The organism is Williamsia deligens (genome assembly GCF_024171765.1).
GTDB classification, from domain to species: domain Bacteria; phylum Actinomycetota; class Actinomycetes; order Mycobacteriales; family Mycobacteriaceae; genus Williamsia_A; species Williamsia_A deligens.
In genome coordinates this window covers 229,898-246,089 of the sequence record NZ_JAMTCI010000003.1, presented here as the reverse complement: position 1 = coordinate 246,089, position 16,192 = coordinate 229,898, and the positions used below count along the sequence as shown (strand labels likewise).

The 16,192-nt window shown below is 69.7% G+C and carries 11 protein-coding genes; 9 read left to right on the top strand and 2 right to left on the bottom strand.

What is annotated here, in order from left to right; genetic code table 11:
- Nucleotides 1-28: 28 nt before the first annotated feature.
- Genes glgX through xylB form a run of 3 tightly spaced genes read left to right on the top strand, consistent with a single transcriptional unit; the run spans nucleotide 29 to nucleotide 6,107 of the window.
- Nucleotides 29-2,407 carry a glycogen debranching protein GlgX gene (glgX, locus tag LX14_RS18350; RefSeq protein WP_253648809.1) on the top strand — a complete coding sequence of 793 codons (2,379 nt, stop codon included), beginning with the start codon at nucleotides 29-31 and terminating at the stop codon, nucleotides 2,405-2,407.
- The gene (gene treY, locus LX14_RS18345) at nucleotides 2,408-4,705 is read left to right on the top strand and encodes a malto-oligosyltrehalose synthase (RefSeq protein ID WP_253648808.1); all 2,298 of its coding nucleotides are present in this window, start codon (nucleotides 2,408-2,410) and stop codon (nucleotides 4,703-4,705) included.
- A gap of 7 nt (nucleotides 4,706-4,712) precedes the next feature.
- Nucleotides 4,713-6,107: a xylulokinase gene (gene xylB, locus LX14_RS18340; protein ID WP_253648807.1), complete on the top strand. Its 1,395-nt coding sequence runs from the start codon at nucleotides 4,713-4,715 to the stop codon at nucleotides 6,105-6,107.
- A 216-nt stretch (nucleotides 6,108-6,323) separates the two neighbouring features.
- Here xylB and LX14_RS18335 read toward each other — a convergent pair whose 3' ends face one another.
- The gene (locus LX14_RS18335; protein ID WP_372505445.1) at nucleotides 6,324-7,793 is read right to left on the bottom strand and encodes a mannitol dehydrogenase family protein; all 1,470 of its coding nucleotides are present in this window, start codon (nucleotides 7,791-7,793) and stop codon (nucleotides 6,324-6,326) included.
- On the bottom strand, nucleotides 7,790-8,800 hold the full coding sequence (locus tag LX14_RS18330) for an NAD(P)-dependent alcohol dehydrogenase (protein WP_253648806.1): 1,011 nt from the start codon (nucleotides 8,798-8,800) through the stop codon (nucleotides 7,790-7,792). The genes LX14_RS18335 and LX14_RS18330 overlap by 4 nt, the downstream gene beginning before the upstream one ends.
- 127 nt (nucleotides 8,801-8,927) lie before the next feature.
- On the opposite strand from LX14_RS18330, the gene LX14_RS18325 reads away from it, so the two are divergent.
- The 6 genes from LX14_RS18325 to treZ all read left to right on the top strand — a co-directional run bounded on the left by LX14_RS18325 (nucleotide 8,928) and on the right by treZ (nucleotide 16,156).
- Complete coding sequence (locus tag LX14_RS18325; protein WP_253648805.1) at nucleotides 8,928-9,941, top strand: sugar-binding transcriptional regulator; 1,014 nt, start codon at nucleotides 8,928-8,930, stop codon at nucleotides 9,939-9,941.
- A gap of 29 nt (nucleotides 9,942-9,970) precedes the next feature.
- Nucleotides 9,971-11,338 carry an ABC transporter substrate-binding protein gene (locus tag LX14_RS18320; RefSeq protein WP_301283927.1) on the top strand — a complete coding sequence of 456 codons (1,368 nt, stop codon included), beginning with the start codon at nucleotides 9,971-9,973 and terminating at the stop codon, nucleotides 11,336-11,338.
- 3 nt (nucleotides 11,339-11,341) lie between these two features.
- Nucleotides 11,342-12,295, top strand: a complete 954-nt coding sequence (locus tag LX14_RS18315) for a carbohydrate ABC transporter permease (protein ID WP_372505444.1) — start codon at nucleotides 11,342-11,344, stop codon at nucleotides 12,293-12,295.
- Entirely contained in the window at nucleotides 12,295-13,173 is an 879-nt protein-coding gene (locus LX14_RS18310) for a carbohydrate ABC transporter permease (RefSeq protein WP_253648804.1), read from the top strand. Before LX14_RS18315 ends, LX14_RS18310 begins: the two co-directional genes overlap by 1 nt.
- Nucleotides 13,174-13,226: 53 nt before the next feature.
- A complete protein-coding gene (locus LX14_RS18305) occupies nucleotides 13,227-14,339 on the top strand; it encodes an ABC transporter ATP-binding protein (protein WP_253648803.1) in 1,113 nt (370 codons plus the stop codon).
- Nucleotides 14,340-14,416: 77 nt separating this feature from the next.
- Nucleotides 14,417-16,156: a malto-oligosyltrehalose trehalohydrolase gene (gene treZ, locus LX14_RS18300; RefSeq protein WP_253648802.1), complete on the top strand. Its 1,740-nt coding sequence runs from the start codon at nucleotides 14,417-14,419 to the stop codon at nucleotides 16,154-16,156.
- The last annotated feature ends 36 nt before the right edge of the window (nucleotides 16,157-16,192 follow it).

Genomic DNA, 16,192 nt, shown 5'->3' with positions numbered 1-16,192 from the left:
GTCATCACATGACGTCACGAGCGTGGGAATGACCGCGGACACCAGCACCACCGGCGGCGCTCCCGCCGACGATCCCACGACGGACCTCCCCGCGCCGGAGTCGCTGGAGGTGTGGCCCGGGGACCCTTACCCCCTGGGGGCCACCTACGACGGCGCCGGCACCAATTTCTCGGTCTTCTCCGAGGTGGCCGACGCCGTGGACCTGTGCCTGATCGGTCGCGACAACACCGAGATCCGGGTCCGGATGGACGAGGTCGACGGCTTCGTCTGGCACTGCTACCTGCCCTCGATCGCCCCGGGACAGCGTTACGGCTTCCGCATCCACGGCCCCTACGACCCGGCGCGGGGTCTTCGGTGCGACCCGTCGAAGCTTCTCGTCGACCCGTACGGCAAGGCGTTCCACGGTGAGTTCGACGGCGACCGGTCGCTGTACTCGTACCCGATCGAGCTGCCCGGGGACGACCCGGCAGACGAGACCGGCGGCGAGGACGTCGCGCCGGAGACCGCGGCCCCGGCCTCCGACGACATCGCCGGACCGCCCGGATCCGACGACGTCGTCCACCCCGACGAACCGCTGGTGCGCGCCGCCGACGACGAGGACCTCTCCGCCGAACTCGCCGCCATCGACGCCTCGGACGACGCGACCGTTCCCGGCATGCCCGGCCTCGACTCGCTCGGCCACACGATGGTGTCGGTCGTCATCAACCCCTTCTTCGACTGGCAGCACGACCGGGCGCCCAACCGCCCGTACCACGAGACCGTCATCTACGAGGCCCACGTGAAGGGCATGACGGCGACCCATCCCGAGGTCCCCGAACACCTCCGCGGCACCTACGCGGGGCTGGCGCACCCGGCGATCATCGACCACCTGACCGGCCTGGGCGTCACGGCGATCGAGCTCATGCCGGTCCACCAGTTCCTGCAGGACCAGACACTTCTCGACCAGGGTCTGCGGAACTACTGGGGCTACAACAGTTTCGGGTTCCTCGCACCCCACGCCGACTACGCGGCCAACGCCCGGGCCGGCAGCGCCGTCACCGAGTTCAAGGCGATGGTCCGTGCGTTCCACGAGGCGGGGATCGAGGTCATCCTCGACGTGGTCTACAACCACACCGCCGAGGGCAACCACATGGGGCCGACGATCTGCATGCGCGGCATCGACAACGCCGCGTACTACCGCCTCGTCGACTCCCAGCCCGAGATGTACATGGACTACACGGGAACCGGCAACAGCCTCAACGTGCGCCACCCGCACACGTTGCAGCTCATCATGGACTCGCTGCGGTACTGGGTGCTCGAGATGCACGTCGACGGGTTCCGCTTCGACCTCGCCTCGACCCTGGCCCGCGAGCTGCACGACGTCGACAAGCTGTCGGCGTTCTTCGATCTGGTGCAGCAGGATCCGGTGGTCAGCCAGGTCAAGCTCATCGCCGAGCCGTGGGACGTCGGCGAGGGCGGCTACCAGGTCGGCAACTTCCCCGGTCTGTGGACCGAGTGGAACGGCAAGTACCGCGACACGGTGCGCGACTACTGGCGTGGCGAGCCGGCGACCCTGGGCGAGTTCGCATCCCGGTTCACCGGATCGTCGGACCTGTACGAGAACAACGGCCGGCGTCCGGGCGCGAGCATCAACTTCGTCATCGCCCACGACGGTTTCACCCTGCGAGACCTGGTGTCCTACAACGAGAAGCACAACGACGCCAACGGTGAGGACAACCGCGACGGCGAGAGTCACAACCGGTCGTGGAACTGCGGCGTCGAGGGCCCGACCGACGACCCGCAGATCGAGGACCTGCGCCTGCGTCAGCAGCGCAACATCCTCGCGACCCTCGCGCTGAGCCAGGGCACCCCGATGATCGCGCACGGCGACGAGATGGGCCGCACGCAGCAGGGCAACAACAACGTGTACTGCCAGGACTCGACGCTGTCGTGGATGGACTGGACGCTGGCGGAGAAGAACGCCGACCTCGTCACCTTCACGAGCAAGGCACTGGCGCTGCGCACCGATCACCCGGTCTTCCGTCGGCGACGCTTCTTCGTCGGCCGGCCGATCCGCACCGGCGAGGAGGCGCGGGACATCGCGTGGCTCACCCCCGCCGGCACGGAGATGACACCGGAGGACTGGGACAGCGGTTTCGGCAAGAGCCTCGCGGTGTACCTCAACGGCGACGGCATCAACGAGAAGGACAGCCGCGGCCGTCTCGTCCTCGACGACACGTTCCTGCTGTGCTTCAACGCGCACTTCGAACCCATCGACTTCGTGCTCCCGTCGAGCTACTACGGCTCGCGCTGGGCGGGCGTGCTCGACACCGCCCACCCGACCGGGGACACCACCGCAACAGCGGAATCCGGTGGGACCGTCGTGGTGCGGGACCGGTCGGTGCTCGTGCTGCGCAAGGTCGCCTGAGTGACCCGCCCCGCGCTCGTCGCCACCTATCGACTGCAGCTCACCGCCGACTTCACCCTCACCGACGCGCTCGACGTCCTCGACCACGTCCGTGACCTCGGGGTCAGCCATCTGTACCTGTCGCCGATCAACACCGCGACCGCCGGCTCCACCCATGGCTACGACTGGATCCCGCCGATCGCCGTCGCGCCCGTCCTCGGCGGGATCGACGCCCTGCGCAGCCTGCGCCGGGCTGCCGCCGAGCGCGGACTGGGCATCGTCGTCGACATCGTGCCCAACCACACCGGCGTGGAGGACCCGCGGCAGAACGCGTGGTGGTGGGACGTTCTCACCCACGGCGCACAGTCGGCGTACGCGCACTTCTTCGACATCGACTGGGACGGCGACAACGGCGCGGACGGGAAGATCGCCCTGCCGGTGCTGGGCGGACCCGACGACGTCGACGCGCTCGAGATCGACGCCGAGGCGGACGAACTCGTGTTCTACGAACACCGGTTCCCCCTCGCCCCCGGGACACCACACGACGACGCCCGTGCGGCGCACGACGCCCAGGCCTATCGGCTGGTGCCGTGGGACTCCGGCGTCATCGGTTATCGACGGTTCTTCGCGGTGAACGGGCTCGCCGGCCTGCGTCAGGAGGACCCCGACGTCTACGCCGCCACCCACGAGCTCGTGCGTGCCCTCGTCGCCGAGGACCTCGTCGACGGCATCCGCGTCGACCACCCCGACGGTCTCGTCGATCCCGTCGGATACCTGCAGCGCCTGCGCTCCGACATCGGCGACGACCGTGTGCTGTGGGTCGAGAAGATCCTCGCCACCGACGAGCAGCTCGATCCTGTCCTCCCGGTCGACGGCACGACCGGGTACGACGCCCTGCGGTGGGTGGACGGCGTCTTCGTCGACCCCGCCGCCGAGACCACGTTCACCGAGGTCCACCAGGCGATCACGGGTGACACCGGCGACGCGGGATGGCTCCACGGGGCCGAACACCGGCGCAAGCGGGACACGCTGCACACGCTGTTCCCCGCCGAACGCGCGCGGCTCTCGCGGGCGATCCGGGCAGCCGCCCGGGATGCGGGCGATGTCGACCCCACGGCGGTGCCGCGCCCCGAACTCGACGACGCGATCGCCGAGGTGATCGGCCGACTCGGCGTCTACCGCGCCGACTATCCCGTGCTCGAGGGGCTCCTGGCGTCGACCCTCGACTCCGTCCGCGACGCTCGTCCCGACCTCGCCGGTGCGGTCCGTCTGCTCGCGGCGACGGTCCTCACCGACGGTGAACCCGCCGTCCGACTGGCCCAGGTGTGCGGGGCCACGACGGCCAAGAGCGTCGAGGACAGCCTGTTCTACCGGACGGCCCGGCTCGTCGCCCTCCAGGAGGTCGGTGGCGATCCCGGTCGCTTCGGGGTCACCGCGGACGAGTTCCACACGCGGGTGGCCGCACGGGCCTCGAGCCACCCGCGCGCGATGACGACGTCGTCGACCCACGACACCAAACGCGGCGAGGACGTGCGGGCACGGATCATCGCCCTCACCGCCCATCCCGACCGGTGGCGCGATCTCGTCGAGACCATGCGGTCGCAGACACCCCCTCCCGACGGGGTCACCGGACTGTTCCTGCTGCAGAACATCATCGGCGTGTGGCCCACCACCGGCGCCGTCGGCGACGGACTGCGCACCCGCCTGCACGACTACGCCACCAAGGCGATCCGCGAGGCAGGGCTCATCACGGGTTGGACCGACGTCGACGAGGCCGCCGAGACCGCCGTGCACCGGTGGATCGACGACGTGGTCGACGGGCGGGTCGGTGCGGAGATCGCCCGCCTGGTCGGCGATCTGGCCGCGGAGATCGAGTGGGTCGTGCTCGCCCACAAGGGCCTGTCGCTGCTGGTTCCCGGCGTGCCCGACGTCTACCAGGGCACCGAGTGGTTCGAGGACTCCCTCGTCGACCCCGACAACCGGCGTCCGATCGAGTGGGACGCATCGACTGATCACCCCAAGGTGCGCCTGGTGCGGTCGGCGCTCGCGGCACGGCGTGACCATGCATCGGCCTTCACCTCCGCCGGCGGGTACGGCCCGCTCGTCGCCGACGGTGCCGACGCCGACCGCGTCGTCGCGTTCACGGTGGGTGCGGACGCAGCCGAGGTCGTCGTGGTCGTCGCGACACGGCCCGGTCTGCGTGCGTCGCTCGATGTCGAGGGCACCTGGCGCGATCACGAGACCGGCGAGATCGTCTCGGGCACACTGGACGTGGGGGCCACGCCGATCACGGTGCTGGAGCGACACACGAAGGAGTGAGTCGGCGATGACGCTGGTGGCCGGGATCGACTCGTCGACCCAGTCCTGCAAGGTCGTGATCCGCGACGCCGACGACGGGTCCCTCGTCCGGTCGGGTCGCGCATCCCACCCCGACGGGACCGAGATCCACCCGGACCGGTGGTGGGATGCGCTGACCACCGCCGTCACCGACGCCGGTGGTCTCGACGATGTCGCCGCCGTGGCCGTCGGAGGTCAACAGCACGGGATGGTCTGCCTCGACGACACCGGCGCCGTCGTCCGAGATGCCCTGTTGTGGAACGACACCCGGTCCGCCCCCGCGGCGAGAGACCTCGTCGACGAGTTGGGCGGCGCACAGGCCTGGGCGGACCGCGTCGGCGTCGTCCCGGTGGCGTCGATCACCGCGACGAAGCTGCGGTGGCTCGCCGACACCGAACCGGACCACGCGGACGCGACAGCGGCCGTGTGTCTCCCCCACGACTGGCTCTCGTGGCGACTGCGGGGTGCGCCGGGACTCGACGCACTGGTCACGGACCGCAGCGACGCCAGCGGCACGGGGTATTTCGCGGCTGCGACCGACGCCTACGACGACGGGCTGCTGCGGCTGGCGTTCCGCGATCGCGCGCCGCACCTCCCCCGCGTCGCACGGCCCGCGGAGACCGTCGGCACGATCGCGTCCGGGGCCGTCGTCGCACCCGGTGCGGGCGACAACGCCGCGGCGGCACTGGCGGTCGACGCGCGACCCGGCGACATCGTCGTGTCCCTGGGAACCTCCGGCGTCGTCTCGGCGGTGTCGGTGTCGCCCACCCACGACGGCAGCGGCTACGTCGCCGGCTTCGCCGACGCGACCGGTCAGCACCTGCCGCTGGTGTGCACGCTGAACGGTGCGCCCGTCCTCACCGCCGTCGCGCGCATGCTCGGCGTCGACCTCGATCGCCTCGCCGAGCTGGCGCTCGCCGCGCCGTCCGGTGCCGACGGCGTCGTCCTCGTGCCGTACTTCGAGGGCGAGCGGTCACCCGATCTCCCTGAGGCGCAGGCGAGTTTCACGGGACTGACACTGCGGTCGACCCGCCCCGAGACCATCGCGCGGGCGGCCGTCGAAGGCCTGCTGTGTTCGCTGCGGGACGGCCTCGACTACATCCGCGACTGCGGCGTCGAGGCACGCCGCATCCTTCTCGTCGGCGGCGGGGTGCGATCGGCGGCCGTCCGTGCGATCGCGCCGGTGGTCTTCGGCGTGCCCGTGGCGGTCCCGGCGCCCGGGGAGTACGTCGCCGACGGCGCCGCCCGCCAGGCCGCGTGGGCACTCTCCGGTGGCACGACCCCGCCGTCGTGGGCCGCTCCCGTCACCGAGACCGTCGAGGGCGACGAGGACCCGGCTGTCATGGAGCGCTACCGGGCGGCGCGGACACAGCTCCACGGCTGACCCCACCCCCCGAGCGGGCCCAAACCCACCCCCGAGTGGGCCACAACCCACCCCCGAGCGTGCCGAAACTGCCCGCCGACCGGGCCAGAACTGCCCGTCGAGCGGGCGCACTTTCGCGACCCGCTCGAACGAGTGCACGGTGGGCGGGATCTACCGCCCACTCGGCGGGGGGTTTCTGCCCAGTCGGCGGGTGTTTGTGGCCCACTCGGCGAGGGGTCAGCGGTCGCGGAGGAGCTCCTCGAGGGTCGCGCGGGTCCCGTTCTCGCGCAGCGCCGTCAGGACACGGGTGTAGGGCTCCATGAACCGCGGCTCGTCGACGATGTCGCCGAACAGCTCTCGCACACCGACGAACGCGCGGGGATCCTCGCGCGTCGCGCTGGCCAGCGGCATCAGCTGATCGCGACGGCGGTCGACGACGTCGATCGGGTCGCCCTGCTCGTCGACGCCCTCGGCGTATCGCGTCCACAACGCGATGACAGCGGCCGACACGTCCACCGACCCACCGGCCGCCAGGCGTTCGCGCACGACGGGCACCATCCACTGCGGGATGCGGTCCGACGACTCCGCGCACAGCCGGGCGATCGTGTCACCGATCGCGTCGTTGGAGAACCTCTCGACGAGTGTGTCGATGTAGTCGTCGAGATCGACACCGGGGACCGGCGGCAGGCTCGGGCGCCCCTCGGTCTGCATGTACGCACGCAGCAGTGCCGCGACGAGCGGATCCCGCGTGGCGTCCGCGACAGCCCGATACCCGAGCAGATGGCCTGCGTAGCACAGGGTCTGGTGCCCGGCGTTGAGGAGCCGGAGCTTCATCAACTCATACGGCTCGACGTCGGCGACCATCTGCACACCGACGTCCTCGAACGGCGGACGGCCGTCGACGAAGTCGTCCTCCAGCACCCACTGTGTGAAGGGTTCGGCGACGACGGGCCAGGCGTCGTCGACACCGGTCCGCTCACGGACCTCCGCGGCCAGGTCCGGCGGAGTGGCCGGGGTGATGCGGTCGACCATGCTGTTCGGGAACGCGGTGTGCAGCTCGATCCAGTCGGCGAGGTCACGGTCGAGGGCTCGGGCGAACGTGGTGAACACCCGTCGCGCCATGTGCCCGTTGCCGGGGATGTTGTCGCACGACATCAGCGTGAACGACGCGGTGCCGCGTTCCCTGCGCCGGCGCAGTGCCTCCACCACGAGCCCGAACACCGTGCGCGGAACGGCGTTCGGCGCCAGGTCGGCGGCCACGGCCGGGTTCTCGAGGTCGAACTCGCCGGTGGTCGACGAGATGTTGTAGCCGCCCTCGGTGACCGTGAGCGAGACGATGCGCGAGGTCGGGGCGGCGAGCGCCTCGATCACCGCCTCCGGGTCGTCGGGGGCGACGAGGAAGTCGACGATGGCGCCCAGCACCTCGGTCTCGACGGCACCGTCGGGATGTTTGAGCGTGAGCGTGTAGAGGTGGTCCTGCGAGGCCAGGGCGTCGCGCATCCGACGGTCGCCGTCGAGGACGCCGACACCGCAGATCGTCCACGGCGCGTCGGGATCCCGTCGCAGGAGCCTGTCGACGTACATCGCCTGGTGGGCGCGGTGGAACCCGCCCACCCCGATGTGGACGATCCCCGACGTCCGGCCGTGGCGCGGGTAGGGCGGTTGCGCCGCGGCCCATCCCGCCACCGCGAGGTCCGACCCGGTCACCGCTGTGCCCCGGCGACGTCGATGACGGCCTTGATGCTGCCGGGTTCGCGGTCGGCGTCGAGTGCCTGCGCGGTCTGCTCGAGCGTGAACCGACCGGTGACCATCCCGTCGAGGTCGATCGACCCCGACGCGGCCAGCGCGATGGCGGCAGGCCAGGTGTTGGCGTAGCGGAACACCCCGGTCACCCACAGCTCGCGGTTCTGGATCACCGAGAGCGGCACCGCGATGCTGTCGGATCCCATGCCCACCAACACCACCCGACCCGCGGGTCGGACGCGACGCAGCCCGTCGACGATCGCGGGTTCGGCGCCGGAGGCGTCGACGAACGCGTCGACGGGGTCGACCCCGGCCACCTCGTCGGGACGGACGACGTCGGTCGCGCCGAACCGGTCGGCGTTGTCGCGACGCAGCGCATCGGGGTCGGACACGACGATCCGCGTCGCACCCATCGCGCGGGCGACCTGCGCGCACATCACACCGATCGGTCCCGCCCCCGCCACGAGCAGCGACGAACCCGCCCCCGTGCCCGCCTTGCGGAGGGCGGCGATCGCGACGGACGTCGGCTCGAGGAGCGCGGCGGCGGTGTCGCTCACGGAGTCGGGCACCTCGTGGGCGAACGCGGACCCGATGGTGACGAACTCGGCGAGTGCGCCGTCGACGGGCGGGGTGGCGTAGAAGCGCATGTGCGGGCACAGGTTGTAGACGCCGCGCAGGGTCTCGGCGGAGGCGGGGTCTGGGCGTTGGGGCTCGATGGACACCCGCTGACCGATCCGGGCGTCGTCGACCCCCCGGCCGACGGCCACGATCCGGCCCGCGGCCTCGTGCCCGAGGACCATCGGCTCCTCGACGACGAAGTCCCCGATCCGCCCCTCACGGTAGTAGTGCGCGTCGGATCCGCAGACACCGACCGCGCTCACGGCGACGAGCACGTCGCCGTCACCGGGCGTCGGCACCGAGCGCTCTTCGACCTCGACGCGACCGGTCTCGACGAGCACCGACGCTCTCATCGTGTCGGGAATGACCGGGATTCGGGCCGAAAGTGTTGTGTGGGTCACACTCAGGATGCTAGCGTACTGATCATATGACCCGCCAGTGAGCATTTGCTCACGTCTCGACGACGAGAAGGGGGCGACGATGACCGCGCCGCAGTCGCCTCGCCAGTCCCAGCAGTCCGGCGTCCCCGACTCGGGACAGGACATCCGCCTGCTCCTGCGCGCCGCCACGATGTACCACCTCGAGGGCGCCACCCAGGCCGAGATCGCGTCGCGTCTGGGTGTCTCGCGGCCCACCGCCGGCCGGCTCGTCGCCCGGGCCCGCGCCCAGGGACTGGTCACCGTCACCGTGGCCGCCCCCGATCACCTCGGCGGGTCCCTGCACCCGGACACCGAGCGCGCGGTCGAGACGGCGTTCGGCCTCGACGAGGTGTTCGTCATGGACGAACCCGCCGACGGGACCACCTTCGGGGACGCCGCACTCGGCCGCGCAGGGGCATCCATCCTGGCCCGCCGCATCCACCCCACCGACACCCTCGCCTTCACCTGGGGTCCGGAGCAGGTCGCCGTGGCCGACGCGCTGTCCGCCCGGAACGCGTCCTGCCGCAGGGTCGTCCAGATGGACGGGTCCATGACATCGGTCGACTACCACACCGGCGTCGACCACGCGCTGACGCGATTCGCCGAACAGCTGCACGCACAACCGATGCGGCTGATCGCGCCGCTCTACGCCGACGTCGACACCGTCGCGGCGATGCGGCGTGACTCGATCATGTCCCAGGCGCTCATCGCCGCCGAGAACGCCGAGATCATGCTGTTCGGAGTCGGTTCGGTCTCGACCTCGACCACGTTGTTCGAGGGCGCCTACATCGACAGCGCCGTCCTCGACGAGCTCACCGCCCTCGGTGCGGTGGGCGAGATCGGCGGCCGCTTCTACGACATAGCGGGCACGCCGGTCGACTCCTCGCTCGTCGCGCGGACCGTGTCGGTGTCACTCGATCGCGTGCGCGCCTGCGCGACGACAATCCTCGTCTCCGGCGGATCGCATCGCCAGGAGTCGATTCTCGGGGCACTGCGCGGCGGGTTCGCGACCATCCTGGTCACCGACCTCGACACCGCGCAGTGGCTGCTGACGGAACAGAAGGGTCAACGGTGACTGCACATCTCGCCACCGCAGGGGCGACTCTGCGCACATTCGCACGGCGGTCCTGGCGCCGCAGGACGGCAGGTGTCGCGATCGCGACCGCGGTCGGACTCACGGCGACCGGATGCGCCGGCGCCGGGTCGTTCACCGACGGCGGCAGCAAGGCGGTCACGATCGCCCTGGTCTCCAACTCCCAGATGAAGGACGCCATCTCGCTGTCCGGGCAGTTCGAGAAGGACAACCCCGGTGTGACACTCAAGTTCGTCACCCTGTCGGAGAACGAGGCCCGCGCCAAGATCACCGCCTCGGTGGCGACAGGAGGCGGCGAGTTCGACGTGGTGATGATCAGCAACTACGAGACGCAGCAGTGGGCCGAGAACGGCTGGCTGGTCGACCTGACGCCGTACATGGACTCGACCCCCGGTTACGACGCGAACGACTTCATCCCGACCCTGAGAGACGCTCTCTCCTACAAGGGCGGCATGTACTCCGCTCCGTTCTACGGCGAGTCGTCGTTCCTGATGTACAACAAGAAGATGCTGGCCGCGGCCGGCGTCACCATGCCCTCCACGCCGACCTGGCCGCAGGTCGCCGAGGCCGCGGCCAGGCTCGACAAGCCCGGCGTCTCGGGGATCTGCCTGCGCGGCAAGCCCGGATGGGGCGAGGTTCTCGCACCGCTCGACACCGTCATCAACGCCTTCGGCGGCCGGTGGTACGACGAGAACTGGAACGCGCAGCTGACCAGCCCCCAGGTCACCGCGGCGGTGAAGTTCTACGTCGACACCGTCCGCGAGCACGGCGAACCCGGAGCCGCCTCGTCGGGCTTCCAGGAGTGCGGAAACCTGTTGTCGCAGGGCCAGACCGCGATGTGGTACGACGCGACGTCCGCCGTCTCGGTGCTGGAGAGCCCCGACACCTCGACCATCGCCGGCGACGTCGGCTATGCACAGGCACCGAGCATGGCGAAGGGCGACAACGGCTGGCTGTACACGTGGTCCCTGGGCATCCCGTCGAGCAGCAAGAAGAAGGACGACGCCTGGAAGTTCATCAACTGGATGACGGACAAGAAGTACATCGCGTACGTGGCCGACAAGCTCGGTGCCAGCCACGTCCCCCCGGGCAGCCGGCTCTCGACCTACGAACTCCCCGCCTACAAGGCGGTGTCGTCGGCGTACGCACAGCCCACACTCTCGGCGATGACGGCGGCGAACCAGCTCAAGCCGTCGTTGCAGCCGGTGCCCTACACCGGCGTGCAGTTCCTCGCCATCCCGGAGTTCCAGGACCTCGGAACCCGCGTCAGCCAACAGATCTCGGCCGCGATCGCCGGTCAGATCAGTGTCGAGGACGCGCTGAAGCAGTCACAGACCTACGCCGAGACCGTCGGCAAGACCTACCAGAAGGAGGGGTGACCTGTGGCCACCGCACTCGTCGAACCGGCACAGGCGCCGCGCGAACCGGCGCCGCTGACCTCCGGTAGAGATCACATCAGCCGCGCCGAGGGGTGGCGCCGACGGGGTCCGCTGCTCCCGGCGCTGATCTTCATGGTCGTCGTCACCCAGATCCCGTTCGTGGTGACGCTCTACTACTCGACGCAGTCCTGGAACCTGGTCCGCCCGGGTTCCCGGGAGTTCACCTGGCTCGACAACTACGTGCAGGTGTTCAAGGACACGCAGTTCTGGACCGTCACGCTCAACACGGTGCTGCTCATCGTGGGCACCGTGATCATCTCGGTCGTGTTCGGTCTGATCTTCGCGTTGCTGCTCGACCGGAAGTTCATCGGCCGCAGCATCGTCCGCACCCTGTTGATCACACCGTTCCTCGTCACCCCGGTCGCGTCGGCTCTGCTGTTCAAGACGAGCCTGCTCTCCCCCACCAGCGGTCTCCTCAACTACGCGCTGAGCCCGTTCGGCGTCGAGACCGACTGGCTCAGCGAGTACCCCCTCGCGAGCGTGATGGGGGAACTCGTCTGGCAGTGGACGCCGTTCATGATGCTGCTGATCCTCGCCGGCCTGCAGTCGATGCCCAAGGACATCTCCGAGGCCGCGAAGGTCGACGGCGCCACCAGCTTTCGCCTGTTCCGGGAGCTGACACTCCCCCACCTGCGTCGGTTCATCGAACTCGGCACCGTCCTCGGTGCGATCTACCTCGTCAACACCTTCGACGCCGTCTACATGATGACCTCGGGCGGACCGGGTGTCGCGAGCTCCAACCTGCCGTTCTACATCTACCAGCGCGCGTTCCTCGGCTTCGACATCGGTCAGGCCGCGGCCATGGGCGTCGTCACCGTCGTCGGGACCATGGTCGTCGCGACCCTGGCCCTGCGGCTCATCTTCAAGTCCTTCAGCGGAACCCAGGAGGCGGTCTGATGGCCACCGCGACCCCCGCCCGCCCCGTCACGACCGACACCACGCCCACCCCGACGGTCCGTCGCAAGCGGCGCCCGCAGGCGGGCCTGCTCACCGCCGTCACGTGGATCCTGGCCATCGGGTTCTTCTTCCCCGTGCTCTGGATGGTGTTGACGGCGTTCAAGAAGGAGAGCGACGCCAACACCAACCCCCCCACGTTCTTCTTCTCCCCGACGCTCGAGCAGTTCCGCAACGTGTTCGACGCGGGGATCGGGACGCCCCTGCTGAACTCGGTGTTCGCCACGGTCGCGTCGACGATCCTGGTGCTGCTGCTCGGCGTGCCGGCGGCGTTCGCGCTGTCACTGCGACCGGTCCGCAAGACCTCCGACGCGCTGTTCTTCTTCCTCAGCACGAAGATGCTGCCGATCGTCGCCGCGATCATCCCGCTGTACGTGATCGTCGGGAAGATCGGCATGCTCGACAACGTGTGGACGCTGGTCGTCCTCTACACGGCGATGAACCTGCCGATCGCGGTGTGGATGATGCGGTCGTTCTTCCTGGAGGTGCCGGGAGAACTGTTGGAGGCGGCCAGCATCGACGGCGCGAGCCTGTGGACGTCGGTGCGTGAGGTCATCCTGCCGCTCATCTCGCCCGGCATCGCCGCCACCGCCCTGATCTGCGTCATCTTCTCGTGGAACGAGTTCTTCTTCGCCGTGAACATGACCGCGGTCAACGCGCAGACCATGCCGGTCTTCCTCACCGGCTTCATGTCCGGGCAGGGGCTCTTCTGGGCGCAGCTCTCGGCCGCGTCGGTCCTGGCCGCGCTGCCGGTCGTCATCTGCGGCTGGATCGCGCAGAACAAGCTGGTCCGCGGCCTGTCCTTCGGGGCGATCAAGTGACCGCCTGACCACCCCTCATCCGTTCAGACCGTCTCTCGCACAAGGAGAACCCCATGGCTTCCATCACCTACGACAAGGCCTGCTGCGTCTACCCCGGCGCCGACAAGCTCGCCGTCGACTCCCTCGACCTCGACATCGCCGACGGCGAGTTCGTCGTCCTCGTCGGACCGTCCGGATCCGGCAAGTCCACCGCCCTGCGCATGCTCGCGGGTCTCGAGGAGATCGACTCCGGGGCGATCACGATCGGCGGCGCGAACATGGTCGGTGTCGCACCCAAGGACCGCGACATCGCGATGGTCTTCCAGAACTATGCGCTGTACCCGAACAAGACCGTCGGCGAGAACATGGGTTTCGCGCTGAAGATGCGGGGCATCGGCGTCGAGGAGCGCAAGCAGAAGGTCGCCGAGGCCGCGAAGTTGCTCGACCTCACCGACTTCCTCGACCGCAAGCCGGCGAAGCTGTCGGGAGGTCAGCGCCAGCGCGTCGCGATGGGCCGCGCGATCGTCCGCGACCCCCAGGTGTTCTGCATGGACGAGCCCTTGAGCAACCTCGACGCCAAGCTGCGCGTGCAGACCCGCACCCAGATCGCCGCCCTGCAGCGACGTCTGGGCACGACGACGGTCTACGTCACCCACGACCAGGTCGAGGCGATGACCATGGGTGACCGCGTGGCCGTCCTGCGCGACGGGAAGCTGCAGCAGTTCAGCACCCCCACCGAGCTGTACGACCGACCGGTCAACGCGTTCGTGGCCGGGTTCATCGGATCACCGGCGATGAACCTGTTCACCGCGCCCCTGGTCGACGGTGGCGTCACCGTCGGCGGTGCCACGCTCGCGATCGAGCGCACCGCCCTCACCGCCGCGCACCGGTCCGGGTCCCAGGACTCGGTCGTGGTCGGGGTGCGACCCGAGGCTCTCGGCCTGTCCGACGACGGTCAGGGCATCCCCGCCACGGTCGCCCTGCTCGAGGAACTGGGCAGCGAGACATATGTGTACGCGACCGTCGACGACCCGGCCGTGCGCACCCTGGACGGTGACCCCGTGACCCTGGTCGCGCGGACACCGCAGCGCGCTCCCGCCAAGCTCGGCGAGCAGGTGCGCTTCCGACAGACCGATCCGACGGTGCACCTGTTCGCCGCCGGCACCGGTGAGCGCCTCGGCGACTGACGGCTCCCCCGACCACCCCCGTGCGGCGTGCGCATCGCCGCCGCGCGGGGGTTTCCAGCGGTCCGTAGGCTGACCCCGTGGCGCAGCAGACGTTCTCGGTGTGGGCACCCTCGGCGCAGACCGTCGGCCTCTGGCACGACGGTTCGGTGACCCCGATGAGTCGCGACGGTCAGTGGTGGAGCGCCGTCGCCGACATCGACGGCGAGACCGGACGGTACGGCTACGTCGTCGACGGCGACTCCGACCAGGTCCTGCCCGACCCGCGGGTCCCCCGTCTGCCCGAGGGCGTCCACGCACCCGGCGCCCTCGACGACCCGTCCGCGTTCGCGTGGACCGACCAGGCATGGTCGGGGCGCCATGTCGGTGGCGCGGTCATCTACGAGCTGCACATCGGGACCTTCACCCCGCAGGGCACTTTCGACGCGGCCGCGGACCGACTGGGACATCTGGCCGACCTCGGTGTGGAGTTCATCGAGGTCATGCCGATCAACGGCTTCAACGGCACCCTCAACTGGGGATACGACGGGGTCGCCTGGTACGCCGTGCACGATCCCTATGGCGGTCCCGAGGGTTTCCGTCGCCTCGTCGACGCGGCCCACGCCGCGGGGATCGGCGTCATCCTCGACGTCGTCTACAACCACCTCGGACCGTCGGGCAACTACCTCCCCCGGTTCGGCCCGTACCTCACCGACGGGGCCAACACCTGGGGCCAGTCACTCAACCTCGACCAGGCCGACTCCGACGCGGTCCGCGCCCACATCATCGACAACGCGCTGCGGTGGATGCGCGACTTCCACGTCGACGGCCTCCGCCTCGACGCCGTCCACGCACTCGTCGACCACACCGCCGTCCATGTGCTCGAGGAACTGGCCGTCGCGACCGACGCGCTGGCCACCTCGGTCGGGCGACCACTGTCACTCATCGCCGAGAGCGACCTCAACGACCCGCGTCTGGTGACCGGTCGCGGCGACGGCGGCTACGGGCTCGCGGCGCAATGGGACGACGACGTCCATCACGCCATCCACACGACCGTCTCGGGTGAACGTCAGGGCTACTACGCCGATTTCGGCAGCCTGGACTGCCTCGCCACCGCGCTCACCCGCGGGTTCTTCCACGCGATGACCTACTCCTCGTTCCGGCGACGCCGCCACGGCCGGCCCATCGACCCGCGCACGGTGTCGCCGTCGCAGATGGTCGTCTACACCTGCGACCACGACCAGATCGGCAACCGGGCGATCGGCGATCGACCGTCGGCGTACCTCGACCACGGACAGTTGGCGATCAAGGCGGCGCTGGTGCTCACCTCGGCATACACCCCGATGCTGTTCATGGGCGAGGAGTGGGGCGCGTCGACCCCGTTCCAGTTCTTCACGTCGCACCCCGAACCCGACCTCGGCAAGGCCACCGCCGAGGGACGCAAGGCCGAGTTCGCCGACCACGGGTGGGACGCCGCGGAGATCCCCGATCCGCAGGACCCCGAGACGTTCCGGCGGTCGAAGCTGGACTGGACGGAACCGACGGAGCCCGCACACGCACGGCTCCTCGACTTCTACCGGGCACTGATCAGCCTGCGCCGCAGCGTGCCCGACCTCACCGACGACCGATGGGAGTCGGTCTCGGCGTCCTACGACGTCGACCGTGGGTGGTTCGCCCTGCACCGCGGTGCGGTGAGCACCATCTGCATCCTCGGCGACCGGACGACATCGGTCCCCATCGCGATCGAACCCCTGCTCGCCTGGGAGCCGGTGGAGACATCGGCCGACGGCATCTCGTCGCCCGGACACAACGTCGTCGTCGGGCGCCGCCTTCTCCCGTGATGGGAAATAGCCACACAAGTGGAGGTGTTGACTCCG

What these genes read in the sequence shown, in the direction of transcription:
- glgX (WP_253648809.1), top strand. Translation starts at nt 29, where the DNA reads ATGACCGCGGACACCAGCACCACCGGCGGCGCTCCCGCCGACGATCCC.
- xylB (WP_253648807.1), top strand. Translation starts at nt 4,713, where the DNA reads ATGACGCTGGTGGCCGGGATCGACTCGTCGACCCAGTCCTGCAAGGTC.
- LX14_RS18330 (WP_253648806.1), bottom strand. Translation starts at nt 8,800, where the DNA reads ATGAGAGCGTCGGTGCTCGTCGAGACCGGTCGCGTCGAGGTCGAAGAG.
- LX14_RS18325 (WP_253648805.1), top strand. Translation starts at nt 8,928, where the DNA reads ATGACCGCGCCGCAGTCGCCTCGCCAGTCCCAGCAGTCCGGCGTCCCC.
- LX14_RS18310 (WP_253648804.1), top strand. Translation starts at nt 12,295, where the DNA reads ATGGCCACCGCGACCCCCGCCCGCCCCGTCACGACCGACACCACGCCC.
- LX14_RS18305 (WP_253648803.1), top strand. Translation starts at nt 13,227, where the DNA reads ATGGCTTCCATCACCTACGACAAGGCCTGCTGCGTCTACCCCGGCGCC.